16 protein-coding genes are annotated in these 14,363 nt (G+C 71.8%); 8 read left to right on the plus strand and 8 right to left on the minus strand.

Features of this window, described 5'->3' with window-relative positions; translation table 11 throughout:
- Positions 1-6: 6 nt before the first annotated feature.
- On the minus strand, positions 7-669 hold the full coding sequence (locus BN6_RS24230) for a response regulator (protein WP_015102391.1): 663 nt from the start codon (positions 667-669) through the stop codon (positions 7-9).
- On the minus strand, positions 666-1,925 hold the full coding sequence (locus BN6_RS24235) for a sensor histidine kinase (protein WP_015102392.1): 1,260 nt from the start codon (positions 1,923-1,925) through the stop codon (positions 666-668). Before BN6_RS24235 ends, BN6_RS24230 begins: the two co-directional genes overlap by 4 nt.
- 340 nt (positions 1,926-2,265) lie before the next feature.
- Here BN6_RS24235 and BN6_RS24240 point away from each other — a divergent pair, with 340 nt between their 5' ends.
- On the plus strand, positions 2,266-3,720 hold the full coding sequence (locus BN6_RS24240; RefSeq protein WP_231904736.1) for an alpha/beta hydrolase family protein: 1,455 nt from the start codon (positions 2,266-2,268) through the stop codon (positions 3,718-3,720).
- Positions 3,721-3,754: 34 nt separating this feature from the next.
- On the opposite strand, the gene BN6_RS24245 is transcribed toward BN6_RS24240, so the two are convergent.
- The gene (locus tag BN6_RS24245; RefSeq protein ID WP_015102394.1) at positions 3,755-4,177 is read right to left on the minus strand and encodes a MarR family winged helix-turn-helix transcriptional regulator; all 423 of its coding nucleotides are present in this window, start codon (positions 4,175-4,177) and stop codon (positions 3,755-3,757) included.
- Between the two features lie 56 nt (positions 4,178-4,233).
- On the opposite strand from BN6_RS24245, the gene BN6_RS24250 reads away from it, so the two are divergent.
- Both BN6_RS24250 and BN6_RS24255 read left to right on the plus strand, forming a co-directional pair.
- Positions 4,234-4,749, plus strand: a complete 516-nt coding sequence (locus BN6_RS24250; protein WP_015102395.1) for a DUF6790 family protein — start codon at positions 4,234-4,236, stop codon at positions 4,747-4,749.
- Between the two features lie 23 nt (positions 4,750-4,772).
- Complete coding sequence (locus tag BN6_RS24255) at positions 4,773-5,423, plus strand: TMEM175 family protein (protein WP_015102396.1); 651 nt, start codon at positions 4,773-4,775, stop codon at positions 5,421-5,423.
- Between the two features lie 21 nt (positions 5,424-5,444).
- Here BN6_RS24255 and BN6_RS24260 read toward each other — a convergent pair whose 3' ends face one another.
- Positions 5,445-5,756: a nucleotidyl transferase family protein gene (locus BN6_RS24260; RefSeq protein ID WP_148302996.1), complete on the minus strand. Its 312-nt coding sequence runs from the start codon at positions 5,754-5,756 to the stop codon at positions 5,445-5,447.
- A 192-nt stretch (positions 5,757-5,948) separates the two neighbouring features.
- Here BN6_RS24260 and BN6_RS24265 point away from each other — a divergent pair, with 192 nt between their 5' ends.
- The 4 genes from BN6_RS24265 to BN6_RS24280 all read left to right on the plus strand — a co-directional run bounded on the left by BN6_RS24265 (position 5,949) and on the right by BN6_RS24280 (position 7,115).
- On the plus strand, positions 5,949-6,161 hold the full coding sequence (locus tag BN6_RS24265) for a hypothetical protein (protein WP_041313857.1): 213 nt from the start codon (positions 5,949-5,951) through the stop codon (positions 6,159-6,161).
- A gap of 10 nt (positions 6,162-6,171) precedes the next feature.
- On the plus strand, positions 6,172-6,393 hold the full coding sequence (locus tag BN6_RS24270; RefSeq protein WP_148302997.1) for a hypothetical protein: 222 nt from the start codon (positions 6,172-6,174) through the stop codon (positions 6,391-6,393).
- 11 nt (positions 6,394-6,404) lie between these two features.
- Positions 6,405-6,722 (plus strand): hypothetical protein, encoded by a 318-nt coding sequence (locus tag BN6_RS24275; protein ID WP_015102399.1) that lies wholly within the window; start codon positions 6,405-6,407, stop codon positions 6,720-6,722.
- 219 nt (positions 6,723-6,941) lie between these two features.
- Positions 6,942-7,115, plus strand: coding sequence for a CsbD family protein (locus BN6_RS24280; protein WP_041313863.1), 174 nt, complete (start codon positions 6,942-6,944; stop codon positions 7,113-7,115).
- Between the two features lie 166 nt (positions 7,116-7,281).
- Here the strand turns inward: BN6_RS24280 and BN6_RS24285 are convergent, their stop codons facing one another.
- Positions 7,282-8,511 carry a glycosyltransferase gene (locus BN6_RS24285; RefSeq protein WP_015102401.1) on the minus strand — a complete coding sequence of 410 codons (1,230 nt, stop codon included), beginning with the start codon at positions 8,509-8,511 and terminating at the stop codon, positions 7,282-7,284.
- Between the two features lie 164 nt (positions 8,512-8,675).
- Here BN6_RS24285 and BN6_RS24290 point away from each other — a divergent pair, with 164 nt between their 5' ends.
- Complete coding sequence (locus BN6_RS24290) at positions 8,676-9,185, plus strand: hypothetical protein (protein ID WP_041313866.1); 510 nt, start codon at positions 8,676-8,678, stop codon at positions 9,183-9,185.
- Between the two features lie 853 nt (positions 9,186-10,038).
- Here the strand turns inward: BN6_RS24290 and hemA are convergent.
- From hemA to BN6_RS24305, 3 genes are read right to left on the minus strand one after another with little or no spacing between them, the layout of a single operon-like run.
- Positions 10,039-11,268 (minus strand): 5-aminolevulinate synthase, encoded by a 1,230-nt coding sequence (gene hemA, locus BN6_RS24295; RefSeq protein WP_231904737.1) that lies wholly within the window; start codon positions 11,266-11,268, stop codon positions 10,039-10,041.
- A gap of 56 nt (positions 11,269-11,324) precedes the next feature.
- Complete coding sequence (locus tag BN6_RS24300) at positions 11,325-12,839, minus strand: long-chain-fatty-acid--CoA ligase (protein WP_015102404.1); 1,515 nt, start codon at positions 12,837-12,839, stop codon at positions 11,325-11,327.
- Complete coding sequence (locus BN6_RS24305; protein ID WP_015102405.1) at positions 12,836-14,362, minus strand: class I adenylate-forming enzyme family protein; 1,527 nt, start codon at positions 14,360-14,362, stop codon at positions 12,836-12,838. Before BN6_RS24305 ends, BN6_RS24300 begins: the two co-directional genes overlap by 4 nt.
- Position 14,363: the final 1 nt, after the last annotated feature.

Consider the following 14,363-nt stretch of genomic DNA (forward strand, 5'->3'; position numbering starts at 1 on the left):
GCGGCGTCAAGACGGGTGCACGAGGCGGCTTTCGTAGGCGAAGATCACGGCCTGGATCCGGTCGCGGAGTTCGAGCTTGGGCAGGATCCGCCCCAGGTGGGACTTCACAGTCGCTTCCGCGAGGTGCAGGGTGGCCGCGATCTCGGTGTTGGACAGGCCGCGGCCCACCTGGACGAGCACCTCGCGCTCACGGGCGCTGAGCCGGCTCAGCCGCTTGTCGCGCTCGGCGCGGGTGCCGTCGGGGAGGTGCGGGCGGAAGCTCTCCAGCAGGCGGCGGGTGATCCGGGGGGAGACCACCGCGTCGCCCGCGGCCACGTCGCGGATCGCGGTGAGCAGTTCCTCGGGTCTGGTGTTCTTCAGCAGGAAGCCCGACGCCCCGGCCCTGAGCCCGGCGAAGGCGTAGTCGTCGAGGTCGAAGGTGGTGAGGATCAGCACCCTGGTTCGCGGGCAGGCCCGGACTACCTGCCGGGTCGCCTCGATCCCGTCGGTCCCGGGCATCCGGACGTCCATGAGGACGACGTCCGGGCTGAGCTCCCGGGCGAGGCGGACGGCCTGGTCGCCGTCCGCGGCTTCCCCGACCGGGGTCATGTCGGGTTGCGCCTCCAGGACCGTGCTGAACGCCATGCGCAGCAGCGCTTCGTCGTCGGCGATCAGGATGCGGATCGTCATGCGGACGCCGCCCCGCTGCTGCCGAGCAGGAGCCGGGTGTGGACTCCCCAGCCGCCGCCCGGGAGCGGTCCGGCCCGCAACGTCCCCCCGTAGGCGGCCGCGCGCTCGCGCATGCCGGTGATGCCGTGGCCGGGCGGTGTGGCACCGGGTCGTGGCAGGCGGGAGCCGTTGTCGGTGACGTCCACTGTGACCGTCTCGGTCGAGCACCGCACCCGGACCTCAGCCTGCGTACCGGGTCGGGTGTGCTTGAGGGTGTTGGTCAAGGCTTCCTGCACCAGGCGGTAGACGGTCAGTTGCGCGGTGGCGGGTATGTGGGCGTGACCGCCGTGGACTTCGAGGCGGGTCGGCAGCCCGGCTGCGCACATCTGGTCGACCAGCGCCTCCAGTTGTGCGATGCCGGGCAGCGGGTGGCGCGCCGCGTCCGGTTCGTCGGCGTGCAGGACGCCCAGGGAACGCCGCATGTCGGTCAGGGCCTGCCGGCCCGTCTCGGAGATCTGGAGCATCGCGGTGGTGGCCTTGTCCGGCGCCCGGTGCTGGGCGTAGACGGCGGCGTCGGTGAGCGCGACCATGACGGACAGGTTGTGGGTGACGATGTCGTGCATCTCGCGGGTGATCCGCGTCCTCTCCTCGGCGACGGCCACGCGCGCCTGCTGTTCCTGCTCTTGTTCAAGGCGTTCGGCCCGTTCTTCGAGGGCCGCGAGGTAGGCGCGCGTGGTCCGGACGTTCACCCCGAGGACGGCGGCGGCGACGACCATCGCGGTGACCGCGACGAACGGGGCCAGGAACGCGCCGTCCGTGGCCCAGCGCAGGCAGGCCAGCAGGCCCCCCACCGCCACGACGGCACCGGCGAGGAGTGTGCCGCGCCGACCCGAGTTCGCGGCCACCGTGTAGAGCGCCACCAGCAAGGCGATGTCCGCCGGCAGTTGGACGTCCAGCAGCCATTGGACGAAGGCCGCGCCCGCCACGACGCCGAAGACCGCGAGCGGGGCCCGCCGCCGCCACACCAGGGGCAGCGCTAGGGCAGCGGTGAGGGCCAGGGCCACCGGCATCTCGCGCAGCGGGTACGTGGTCACGACGTGGAGCAGGAGCAGCGTCGCCGGCAGCAAGTCCCACACCACGGACGGCAGCCGGGAAACCCCACGCCTCACCAATCGCACCACTCGCGCCGAGACCGAGTCGGCGTGCCGCGCCAGTCCCACGGTCGGCCACGCCCGGCCCCGGTGGGCGCTGCCGGGTTCCGCGGCCGCCTCGGTCATCACACGTCCCCGTCGATCCAGCAGGAGAGCGGCCCCGGCCGGGGCCACCACCGCGGACCGCCGGAGCCGACCTCGCGCCGCCCGGCAAGCACCACGGTCCTGCCACGGTAGGCCGCCGGGCCCGTCGAGCACATGAGCCCACCGTCTGATCGCAGCACGCCGGTATACGACCACAGGAGGAGTCCCACTACCTCCCGTGGTCGCAAACCGGCCGCTGATCGGGCGTTCCCGATTGCCACTCCGATCGCACGGCGACCCTCCTCAGGTTGCGTCCCCGGTTGCAGGTGGTGGCGACCCGGGATCGATGCGACAGCGCAGGTCCAGCGCCGAGTATTGCCAGGTGACCGAGATCATCACAGGACTGCACATGTCCCCCTTGGAAATCCTCGCCGTGCTGGGTGCCGTCGCCCTGGTCGTGGCGCGCTGGCTTCCACCCGCCGCCCGCCCACGCGTCACGATCGCGGCGGGTGCGGTCTTCCTGCTGTCCACGATCCTGCTGATCGTGACGGGGATCCGCTGGCAGCTGCTGCCGGTGCTGGCGGGCGCTGCCTTCGCGGCGCCGTTCGCCTTCTCCCCCCTGGTGCGACGCCGTACCGGCCGGCCGGCGTGGCGGGCCCGCTGGTGGCTGGCGTTGCCGGGGGCGCTGGCCTGCGTCGGCCTGATCACGACGGGCCCCGTCGCCGCGTGGGGCTTTCCCGTGCCCGTGTTTCCCAAGCCCACGGGCGATTTCGCGGTCGGCACCCGCGTGGTGCAGTGGACCGACCCGAGCCGCCCCGAGACGTTCACCGCCGACCAGGACGACCGGCGCACGGTCGTGGTCCAGCTCTGGTACCCCGCCCAGAACAGCCCTGCGGACGTGCCACGGGCCCAGTACCTCGGACGCACGGAGGACGAGGCGCGCACCGTCTCCGCAGCCCTCGCCGGCGGCGTCGGCCTGCCGGCTTTCCTGGTCGACGGCGTTGCTCGGGCGCACACCCACTCGGTCTTCGACGCCCCGGTCGCCGATGGGGGCGGGCGGTTCCCGGTCGTGCTGTTCTCCCCCGGGGCGAACGGCGTGCGCACCCAGAACACCGCCTGGGCGGAGGAAGTCGCCGGCCACGGCTACGTGGTCGCCGCCGTCGACCACCTGTACGACTCCGCCGCCGTCGTCCTCACCGACGGCCGGACGATCACCGCCCAGACCGCCTCCACCGGCGACCAGGACGAGGACCACCGGCTCGCCGCCGACTGGACGGCGATCCGGGCCGCCGACCTGGGCTTCGTCCTCACCCGGCTGGAAGGTCTGGACCGGGGCGAGGACGCCGGCCCGCTGACCGGCCGCCTGGACACCGGCCGGGTCGCGGCGACCGGTCACTCCATGGGTGGTGCCGCCGCCCTTCAGGCCGCCCGGCAGGACCGCCGGGTCGACGCCGTCATCGACCTCGACGGCTACCCCCACGGCCCCACCGCCCCGTCCCTCGACCAGCCGACGCTCGCGCTCACCCAGGCGATCACCCCGGCCACCGACCAGCGCTACCTGCCCCGCCTCACCGAGGTGCTCGAACTCGGCACCGCGACGAACTACCGGCTCACCGTCCCCGGCGCCGCACACCTCACGTTCATGGACGGTGCCCTGTACCTGCCGCCCGTGTCCTCGATCGTCGGCTCCTTGGGCCGCACCGCGAGCCCCCGCGTCGTCGCCACCACCACCCTGGCCTTCCTGGACACCGTCCTGCGGGAGGAATCCGTCGACCTGGCCGGTGTTCTGTCGGCCCACGGCGATCTCACCGTCCACCACCCGGACCAGAACCGGTGATCAGCTGTCACCGCACGGGTGAACGGGCCGCGCCTCACCGATCCGGGTCGGACGCGAGGATCTCGGCCAGCCGGAGGGTGTCCCGCAGGTAGCGCTCGTAGGGGAACCCCGCCGCGACGAGTCCGGCGCGCAACTCGTCGTAGAGCGGCTTTCCCGCGGTGTGGAAGGCTTCTCGGCCGGCGTCGGTGAGCCGGACCAGGCGTCGGCGCGCGTGTTCGGGGTCGACGGTGATCTGCACCAGGCCGTCCGTCTCGAGTGGACGCAGCGCGCGGCTGATCGCCGGGTCGGACACCGACAGCGCTTGCGCGAGGCGGTGCTGCGTCGTCGGTTCGACGTCCTCCAGCGTGCCCAGCAGCCGCAACTGGCTGTAGGTCAGGCCGTCGTCGGGGCGTCGCCGGGCCGCGTCGCCCAGCAGCATGACCACGCGGTGCAGCAGGTCTGCGAGTCCGTCATCCACCGCACCAGCCTACCTCAATGTTGACCCGTTAATATTAACCAGGTAAGACTAGCGTCGTGGACACCTTCCCCTACCTCGCCCAGTCCGCGTTTCCCCTGGTCTGGATCCTGGTGCTGGCCATCGGGGCGTTCCTGCGGGCCCGCCGCGCCCGGTCGCGCCAAGAGGCGCTGGAGATCTGGCAGCGCTGGTGGGCCATCGGCGCCTTCGGCATCGGCAGCCTGTGGATGACGGTCGCGTTCCTCGTCATCCCCGACGCCATGGCCGCGGCGATCGGCTTCGAGCGGACGCCGTTCATGGTGGAGATCGCCTTCGCCAACCTCGGACTGGCCGTGATGGGCTTCCGGGCCGCCTCGGCGTCCGCGCGCGAGCGCATCACCATCGGGCTCGGCGGCGGGATGTTCCTGTGGGGAGCCGCGATCGGCCACGTCCACCAGTGGTTCGCCAACGGCAACCACTTCCCCGGCAACACCGGCGGCGTCATCGTCAACGACATCCTGGTCCCGGCGGTCATGATCGCCCTGGCCGTACGATCCCGGCGACTGGCGGCCGATCCCCGGCCGATCGCCGCCTGACCCGGAGGAAGCAGGTCCTCACCATGGCGACTCACACCGGCACCGAACCCGAGGACGAGACCGACGAGGTGCGCGCGGCCGCCACCGATCGGCTCACCACGTTCGTCGACGCGGCGGTCGCGATCGCCCTCACCCTGCTCGCGCTGGACCTCCCCGTCCCCACCGGCGACAGCACCGACGCCATGCTGGGTTCGGTGTCGGCGCACCGCGAGGAGTACCTGGCCTTCGCGCTGAGCTTCGTGGTGATCGCCGCCCACTGGCGCGCCCACCACCGGATCTTCCGCCACGTCCGCTCGCTGGGCACCCGCCTGACCAGCCTCGCCCTGACCTGGCTGTTCATGCAGGTCCTGATGCCGTTCGCGACCCGGGTGATCACCGCCGACGGCGCCTTCGCGCCCCGGTTCAGCTTCTACGCGCTCGTGCAGGTCCTGGCGTCGGCGTCGTTCGCGCTGATCATCCGGGAGATCCGGCGCGAACACCTGTACCGCACGGACGTCCCGCCCAGGGGGCTCGCGCAGAGCCTGGTGCGCAGCATCTGCCTGGCCGCGGTGTTCGGGGTGTCCATCCCCCTCTCGTTCCTGACCACGAGCACCGTCGCCTACCTGTGCTGGCTCGCCGCACCGATCGTGCTCACCATCGCCGGCCACGTCCAGCGCCGCGCTTCCGACACCTGACCGGCCTGACCCGGGCCGTTGTCAGCGGCGCGTCGTCGCCGTGACGAGGGTCGAGGAGAGGTAGGCGTGTGCGGGGCTGGTCGGGACGAAGAGCGTTTCGAGGCCGCTCAGGTGACGGTTCGCCCGAGCCATCGGCAGTTCGTGCTCCAGATCGGCCGGGGTGCGCACCCCCCGCACGATCACGCCGATACGTGCCTCGCGGCAGTAGTCGACCAGCAGCCGGCCGGGACTGGAGTCGACCGTGACGTTGACGAGGTCGCCGGTCACGTCGGCGAGCAGGGCCAGCCGTTCGGGGAGGAAGAACCGGCCGGCCTTGGCCGGGTTGGTCAGCACGCACATGAGCGAGGTCGGTTCGGGGACGGCGTTGGGGGACGGGCCCTGACCGGGTGGTCGACGGTCGTGGGACCGCTCGTCGTCGGAGGGGGAAGTCGATGGCGGGGGGAAAACCGTTGGTGGCGCAGGCACCGACGGAATCGAGCGCGTTCTTCAACGCCGGTACGGCTGGCCGACGGGCGCGAGGCCGTCGTGGAGCCGTTGGACCAGGGTTTCCTCCTGATGGAGCACGTGCGGCCGTTGAAGGACATGCTGGACTGGCTGGCGGGCGATCCGCCCGTGATCGAGTCGTACTCCACGACGTGGGGCAACGTCGCCGGTGAACTGGGCGAGGTGGCGGTGGACTACCGGGCCGCGGTGGCGTCGGGTACGGCGGGGTGGGGGGTGCGGCGGCGGCGTACTTGACCATGCGCGGGTGCATGGTGATGCGTTGTCGGGGGCGGCGTCGGCGGCGGGGACCGTGGGGACGGTCGTCGGGATGATGGGCATGGTGGTGGGGTTCGTGCGCGAGTTGGTGCGCGACCTGATCGCCGGCCTGGTGGGGAAGCTCATCGCCTGGGTGTTGGAGGCGGCGTTCACGCCGAACCCGCGCCTCATCGACGTGGTCGACGCGGTCCGTCGCCACCGGGCCCAGTGAGGGGAACGACCGTGCTGCCCGCGCTGGAGGACCTGCTGGGCGACGACCCGCCGGACCTGCTCGCCATCCCGTTCCTGTTCGGCGAGGTGCGCTGGGCGGCGGCGCAGGCCCTCGCGGCCGAACGCCGCGCGTCGGCGGTCGCCGAGCCGGTCGTGCTCGCCCGGGTTCCACTTCCGCTGACCAGCGACGGCCTGTCCGACCTGGCCACCGATGCGGGCCTGCCCCTCCGGGGCGGTGTGGAGGGGAAACTGGCCTCGTTCGTCGAGCTGCGCGAGCGCGGCCTGCTGCCGCTGACCGACCTGCGCCTGTCGACCGTGGCGGAAGGCTGACGGCCGCGCGGATCGCCCCTCCTGTGCGACGACCGGTGAAAGCGCATCGGAAACGCCGGAGTTCGCCGGAACGAACCCACCGGGCGATCTTTTCGCACAGCCACGGTGCGCGGTCATCGTGGTCACGCAGGTTTGACGGCGCGCCGATCGGGCACCCCAGGGACGAGTGACGGGCGAATGAGACCGCACACCACGACTTTGGCGAAAGAGAGGATCGGAATGGGCGCCGACGACAAGCTCGAAGGAAAGGCCGACGAGCTGAAGGGCAAGGTCAAGCAGGGCGTGGGCGACGCTACCGATGACCCGCAGCTGGAGACCGAAGGCAAGGTCGACGAAACCAAGGGCGACCTCAAGCAGGCTGCCGAAAAGGTGAAGGACGCCTTCAAGAACTGATCCGCCAGTTCGGTCGACAAGCGGAGAGGCCCGCGTCCCGCAAGGGGTGTGGGCCTCTCCGCTTGAGTGAGGACGGACCGTTCTGCCGGCCGGAACGGCTGTGTCGACATCGGTGGCCTCGGGTCGGCCTTGGGTCCAGGTCGAGAGCGTCGAACAAGCGGCCGAGTCAACGGTTCGTCTTGCGGGTCAGGGGAAGGGCCGCCGCCGCGCGCGGGCCCGCCAACCCCTCTGTTCTCCGGGTCTCAGGACGGCCACGGGACTCCTGTCCGGTCACCAGGTCGTACACGCGCTCGATCTCCTGGGCGGAATGGTCGGTGGTGTGGCGGGACTCGACGCGGTCGGTGCCCGCGACCCCGTAGGCGAAGCGCCGGACGTTGTCGGCGAACAGTTCGCGCAACGCCTTGGCCAGGGCGCGCGGATCCCGTCGCGGGACGAGCAGCCCGGTCACCTTGTCCACGACCGTCTCCGCGAAGCCGCCGACGTCGGTCGCGACCACCGGCGTGCCGCACGCCATCGCCTCCACCGCGACCATGGTGTTCAGGCCATCCCACGGAGCGCAGACCACGACGTCCGCCGAGCGCAGCAACGCCGGCATCGACGCCCTCGGCACCCGGCCGAGGAACCGCACCCGGTCCTCGACCCCGCACGCCTGCGCGTACGCGCGCAACGGACTGAGCACATCGGCGTCCGCGCGCGGCGAGGTGCTGCCCGCGAACACCAATTCCGTGTCCGGCAACCCGATCAGCGCGGTGACCACGTCGGCGACGCCCTTGTGCGGCGAGATCGTTCCCGCGACGACGATCCTCCTGGCGAGCCGGCGCGGGAAGACCGTGCCGCCGGGCCGGAAGCGGCGGGTGTCCACCGTGTACGGCACGACGGAGACGTCGCCCGGCGCGACCCCCATCGCCGACAGTTCGCCCAACTCCTTCCGGGACGCCGCGACGAGGTGCGCCGCCCGGCGGCTGACCAGGAGTTCGGAATCGACGCGCTCGTCCGGGCCGGGGTCCCAGCGGCCGAACCGGCGCTCCACCACGCCCAGCGAGTGGAACGACTGCACGACCGGCACGTCCAGACCGTCCACAGCGGCCACCGCCGCCAGGCCCGACGTCCAGTGGTGGGCGTGCACCACGTCCGGGCGCGTGGCCCGCAGCCGCTCCCCCAGGTACTCGGCGAAGTCGCCCAGCGCGGTCGCCCCCGGCTCCGGGCCGTGCTCGACGCGGTAACCGGCGCGCGAGCCGGGCAGGTCCCGCTTGAGCGCCCCGTCCGGCCGCGTGTACAGGACGACCTCATGGCCGCGATCCCCCATCGCGGCGGCAAGTGCGGAGACGTGGGTCGCTTGCCGGATGCCGGTCGACCGGTCCGCGCCGACGTGCTCCGCGACCAGCGCGATCTTCACTGTGCCCTCCGCGACAAGGTCTCGCGCTCGTGCGCGGCCATGATCGTCATCGTCTTCGGAGGGCTGCTTGCTCAACCCGCCGGACGAGTACCACGAGCCGACGCCGTCAAAACACCCGGCGGACTTTTCGATCATGGCCGCCGCGCCCGGTACCATCCGCGTCCATGGACGACGGGCGACTGCCGCTGGACCACCCCGACTGGAAGACCCTGTCGCACCGGGGAGGTCCGGAGGGGAAGGTCGACGTCCCGACCGAACTGCGCGCCCTGCTCGCCAACCCCGGTGACGACGCCCGGTTCGGCGGATTCTGGCCGTACCTGTGCTCGGAGGACACCACCTGGCCGGCCGCCTACGCGGCGACCCCGTACCTGGTGGACCACGCTGCCGCCGTGCCCGCGACCCGCCGCGCCGGGCGCGTCGCGGTGATCGGGCTGATCGTCACCCACTCCCGCACGCAGTCCTGTCCCGCCAGGCTCCGCGATGCCCACACCACGGCCCTGGGCCGGGCACTGCGACTCGCCACCGAGACCGTGACGGTCACCTCCGGCGACGACCTGCGCTGGGGGCTGTCCGCGCTCGCCGCCCTGCGGGGCGCTCCCCTGCTCGCTGAAGTGTTGGCGAACCCGCAGTGCCCCGAGTGCGGAGTGGACATCCCCGTCGACGCGACGCCCTGAACCACGTGGTCCGGGACGTCCTCGAACGCCTCCCGACCGCCGGAGCCACTGGCCCCTTGTCCATTTGTTGACAGTGCGAATGAACTGCCGGTCCGGCGTCGGGATGGGCCCGATCACGAGTAGCTGCTCGGGGCTGTCCGGTGTCCGAGGGCCGGGTCGCCGGGACGTCAGTCGGCCGCTCGGTTCGACGTGGGTTCTTGTGCCGCGCGCCGGGTTTCGTCGGCGGGCGACTTGCCGGCGAACCCGAGCCCGAGCACGCGGGCCGTGGCTGCGGCGATCATGGCCGGCGGCGTCTTCCTGCTCTCCGGCGTAGTCGGCGGCCTGCCCCTGATGAGCAACCGCCCCCACGACGAGACGCCCCCGGTCAGAAGCCCGTCGGCGACCGACTCCCCCGGCCGACTACCTGGACCGCATCGCCTACCGCACCGCCCGCGCCACAGCGGGGTGCAAGGGCCGCAGGTCGGCCTGGATCAACATCACGGGCATGGTGAGCGTGCTGTTCACCCTCTTCTTCGTCAACCTCGTCGCCGTCGGCCTGCACTCGTGCGCGGGCGTCGACTGACGACTGGGTCGTGGCAGGCCGCCACCCGCGACGCCACTGCCGGCGCGGTGGCGCTTGCCGCTCTGGCCAACCCGGCACCTCGCCCGGTTCTTCCAACCGGCCTACTGCCGAATCGGGCTGGGAATGAACCACGACGGACGTACGAGTTCCGCTCGTACCGGCCACCTGGACATGCACCGACAGACCGCCGATACGTGACGTGGGGCGACGGGCTTCCGTGTCCTGTCAGTCTGTCGTGGAAGACCTCGCGGTGTGCCGCGCTCGCGGCACGCCCCGATCACCGCAACCGGGTCATCGCCACCGGGTCATCGCGTCGGTGCGGGAGAGGCCCACTGCCCGCCACACGTCGTCCAGGGCGGCGGCGAAGTCGTGGACGGCCTCGGTGGTGTGCGCCGCGCTGGGGGCGACGCGCAGGATCTCCTCACCCGCGCGGACGCTGGGAGCGTTGATCGGCTGGACGTAGATGCCGTGCTCGCGCAGCAGCAGCGCCGACGCCCGCTTGCACTTCTCCTCGTCCGCCACGAACACCGACACGATGTGCGACTGGTCGGACAGGAACGGGATTCCGCGTTGGGTCAGCAGGGTGTGCAGCAGAGTGGCGTTGTGCGCCAGCCGGTGCCGTTCGGTGTCCGACGCCCGCAGGTGCCGTACCGCGGCGAGCGCGCCGGCGGCGGTGGCGGGTGGCAGCGACGTGGTGAAGATGAAAGGGCGAGAGGTGTTGCGGATCGTGTCCACTATCGGCGCGGGGCCCGCGATGTAGCCGCCCGAGGTGCCGAAGCCCTTGGCCAGCGTTCCCATGATGACGGTGAACCGGTCGGCGATGCCGAGGCTCGCGGCGATGCCCGCGCCCTGCGGGCCGTACATGCCGACCGCGTGCACCTCGTCCAGGAATGTCACCGCGTTGTGCTCGTGGGCGATGTCGGCGATCTCGGCCAGTGGCGCGAGGTCACCGGACATCGAGTACACCGACTCGATCACGATCAGCTTCGGGCGGGCCGGGTCGACGGCGGCGATCAGCTCGCGCAGGTGCGTGACGTCGTTGTGCCGGAAGATGTGCTTCTCCGCGCCGCTGTGCCGGAGCCCGTCGATGATGGACGCGTGGTTCTTCTCGTCGGAGAACACCGCGCAGTTCTCCGTGCCGCCCGCCAGCACGGTCAGCGCGCCGTCGTTTGCGCTGTAGCCGGAGCCGAAGAGCAGTCCCTGTTCTTTGCCGTGCAGGTCGGCCAGTTCCGCTTCCAGCACGTGGTGCACGGGGTTTGTGCCGGCGATGTTGCGGGACCCTCCCGAGCCGCCGCCGTACCGGTCGATCGCGTCCTTCATCGCCGCGAGCACCCGGGGGTGTTGGCCCATGGCCAGGTAGTCGTTGCTGCACCAGACACTGATCTCGACACAGCCACCCTGGTCGGTCCGGGTGCCGGCTGCCGGAAAACGCCCGGCGATGCGCTGCACTTCGAGGAACTCCCGCCTGCTGTCGACGGGCGCTTCCGCCCATCGCCCCATCACGTCCAACGGCTGCACCACCGGTCGGCCCTCTTCCTGGTCGTGAGTAGGGACGGTGCACTGCTCCCCGAGACGGGTCAGGAGTGGCGACCACCGGTGGCCCCTGATTGATCGAGCGCGGCCACCGCGCGGTGCAGCTCGCGTTTGAGCACCTTGCCGCTGGGCCCCAGCGGCAAGCCGGTGACGAACTCCACCCGGCGCGGGTACTTGTACGCGGCGAGCCGCTCCTTGCCCCACGCCACCAGCTCCTGCGCGAGGTCGACACCGGGCGTGACCCCGGACCGCGCCACCACCACGGCGCACACCTCCTCGCCGTGCCGCTCGTGCGGCACGCCGATGACCGCGACCTGCGCGATCTTCGGGTGCCGCGCCAGCACTTCCTCGACCTCGCGCGGGTAGACCTTGTAACCGCCGCGCACCACCATGTCCTTCTTGCGGTCGACCAGGCGCAGGTAGCCCTCGTCGTCGAGCACGCCGACGTCGCCGGACCGCAACCAGCCGTCCACGAGCACCTCGGCGGTGGCCTCCGGCCGGTTGAGGTAGCCCATCATCACGTTGTGGCCGCTGATCACCACCTCGCCGGGCTCACCGGCGCGCAGCAGCTCGATCCTGCCCTCCACCTCGGGCCGGGCGATGGCCACGCGCACGCCCCAGATCGGTTTGCCGACCGTGCCGAGTCGGCTGGGCCAGGCCTTCTGGTTGTACGCGACCACCGGGGAGGTCTCGGTCAGCCCGTAGCCCTCGTAGACCCGGCAGCCGAACGTGCTCTCGACGGCCTCCAGCACCTCGACCGACAGCGCGGCACCGCCGGAGAAGACCCGGTCCAGCTTCGGCCGCACGGAGGTGGCGGCGTCCAGCAGCGCGAGGTACATCGTCGGCACGCCCATGAACACCGTGCAGCCGTGCCCGGCCATCAGCCGGATCGCCTCGGGGCCGTCGAACCGCGCCATCAGCACCATGGTCGCGCCCGCGGCGAAGCAGGTGAGCATGCCGCAGACCTGGCCGAAGGCGTGGGACAGCGGCAACGCGCCGAGCAGCACGTCCGCCGGCCCGAGGTCGAACGGCGAGCGCACGGTGGTGCCGACGTTCAGCACGACGTTGAGCTGGCTCAGCATCGCGCCCTTCGGCCGGCCGGTGGTCCCCGAGGTGTAGAGCACCAGCGCGAGGTCACCCGGATCGCGCGGGACGTAGGAGTCGATCGGCTCGACCGGTGCGAGCAGCTCCTCGCACAACACCTCGACCACCCTCGGCACCACGTCCACATAGGACGGATCGGTCGCCAGCGCGACGGCGCCGGAGTCCTCCACGACGTAGGTCATCTCGGCGGGCGTGAGCAGCACGTTGACCGGCACCGGCACGGCACCGAGTGCGAGGAGGCCGAAGTAGACCGCCGGGAAGTGCGGGGTGTTCGGCAGCACCAGCGCGACCCGGTCACCGGGTCCGACGCCGCGCGCCCGCAACACCGCCGCGCAGGACCGCGCACGTCGCCACAGCTCGCGGTAGGTGATCCGCTCGGCACCGAACACGATCGCCGGGTGCTCCGGCCTGCGTCCGGCCGTCTCGGCGAGGATCGCTGCCACGGACACGGTCATCGCAGCACCTTCCGGTCCGGCTTACCCGCCTTGTCCAGCGGCAGTTCGGCGCGGAACCGGACGTCCGCGGGCGCGTGGCTGGGCGACAACGCCTCGCCGACGTGGCGGATCAGCTCGGTGGGCGTCACCCCGGAGCCGGCGCGGGGCACCACCACCGCGCAGGTGCGTTCCACCCGGTTCTCGTCGGTGACCCTGAACACCGCGGCCTGCCGCACGTCCGGATGCGCCAGCAGCGCGTTCTCCACGGCGACCGGGTGGACCCTGACACCCCTGGTCTTGATCACGTCCGACATCCGGCCGCTCAACGTCAGGTAGCCGCGCTCGTCGAACCGGCCGAGGTCGCCGGTGCGCAGCCAGCCGTCGCTGTCGAACGCGCTCGCGGTCAGCTCGGGGTCGTGCCAGTAGCCGAGCATGACCAGCGGCGAGCGCACCCGCACCTCCCCCACCTCGCCGATCGGCAACCGTCGGGCGGACAGGGGATCACGCACCTCGACCTCACCGATCACGGGCCGTCCCGCCGTGGCGAGCAGGCCGGCGTCGCGGTGGTCGGCGGGCGCCAGCTCGGTGATCGGTCCGACCTCGCTGGTGCCGTAGGCCTGGACGAGCACGTCGCCGAACACCCGCACCGCCTCGGCCAGCCTCGCCGGTGCCGCCGGGCAGCCCGCGTAGGTGAGCGTGCGCAGGCTCGTCAGGTCGGTGGTCCGCACGTCGGGGTGTTCCAGCAGCGCGTACAGCTGCGGTGGCGACACCGCCATCCTGGTGACCCCGTGCCGGGCCACCGCGGCGAGTGCCGCGGTGGGGTCGAAACCGGGCTCCAGCACGACCGAGCCGCCCGCGCCCAGCACCAGGTCGACGATCGCGCCGCTGGAGTGGCTGAGCGGCAACGTGGACAGGTAGACGGTGTCCAAGTCCGCCGGCAGCCCGCTCAGGACCATCCGCCGTACGCCGAACGACATGGCGACGCCCTTGGGAGTGCCGGTCGTGCCGCTGGTGTAGGTGACCGTGGCCGGCTGCTCCGGATCGACGTCCTCGGCCACGGGCCAGCCGTCGGGGCCCGCCGACAGTTCGAACCTGTCGGGGCCCGCCGACAGGTCGAGCACGTCGTCGCCGAGCTTTCCCAGTGCCACCAGGCCCGGTGGTTCGGCCGGCTTCCCGCACAACGCCCGCGCGGCAGCCAGGTGGTCCGCGTCGACGGCGAGCAGGTCGAGCCGGGCGGTGTCCTGCAACGCACCCACGTCGATGCGGTCCAGCGGGTCGACCGCGTTCGCCGTCTGGAGGTGCACCACCGTGACGCCGATGAGGTTCGCCGCGTACCGCAACACGACGGTGTCCGGCGTGTTGGTGGTTGTCAGCAGCCCCACCACCGCCGGGCCTCGCACGCGAGCACGCATCCCATGCGCCGCACGGCCGATCGCGGCGACCAACTCGCCCGCGCTGATCGCGTTCTCCTGCCACCACAACACTGTTCGCGCGGGGTCGCGGGCGAACACCTCCACCAGATCGCCGACGTAGTTCCCACTCATG

It is taken from the genome of Saccharothrix espanaensis DSM 44229, from assembly GCF_000328705.1.
In the GTDB taxonomy this organism is placed as follows: domain Bacteria; phylum Actinomycetota; class Actinomycetes; order Mycobacteriales; family Pseudonocardiaceae; genus Actinosynnema; species Actinosynnema espanaense.

Coding starts and splice junctions, on each gene's coding strand:
- BN6_RS24230 (WP_015102391.1), bottom strand. CDS start 669: ATGACGATCCGCATCCTGATCGCCGACGACGAAGCGCTGCTGCGCATG.
- BN6_RS24235 (WP_015102392.1), bottom strand. CDS start 1,925: ATGACCGAGGCGGCCGCGGAACCCGGCAGCGCCCACCGGGGCCGGGCG.
- BN6_RS24255 (WP_015102396.1), top strand. CDS start 4,773: ATGGCGACTCACACCGGCACCGAACCCGAGGACGAGACCGACGAGGTG.
- BN6_RS24280 (WP_041313863.1), top strand. CDS start 6,942: ATGGGCGCCGACGACAAGCTCGAAGGAAAGGCCGACGAGCTGAAGGGC.
- BN6_RS24290 (WP_041313866.1), top strand. CDS start 8,676: ATGGACGACGGGCGACTGCCGCTGGACCACCCCGACTGGAAGACCCTG.
- BN6_RS24300 (WP_015102404.1), bottom strand. CDS start 12,839: ATGACCGTGTCCGTGGCAGCGATCCTCGCCGAGACGGCCGGACGCAGG.
- BN6_RS24305 (WP_015102405.1), bottom strand. CDS start 14,362: ATGAGTGGGAACTACGTCGGCGATCTGGTGGAGGTGTTCGCCCGCGAC.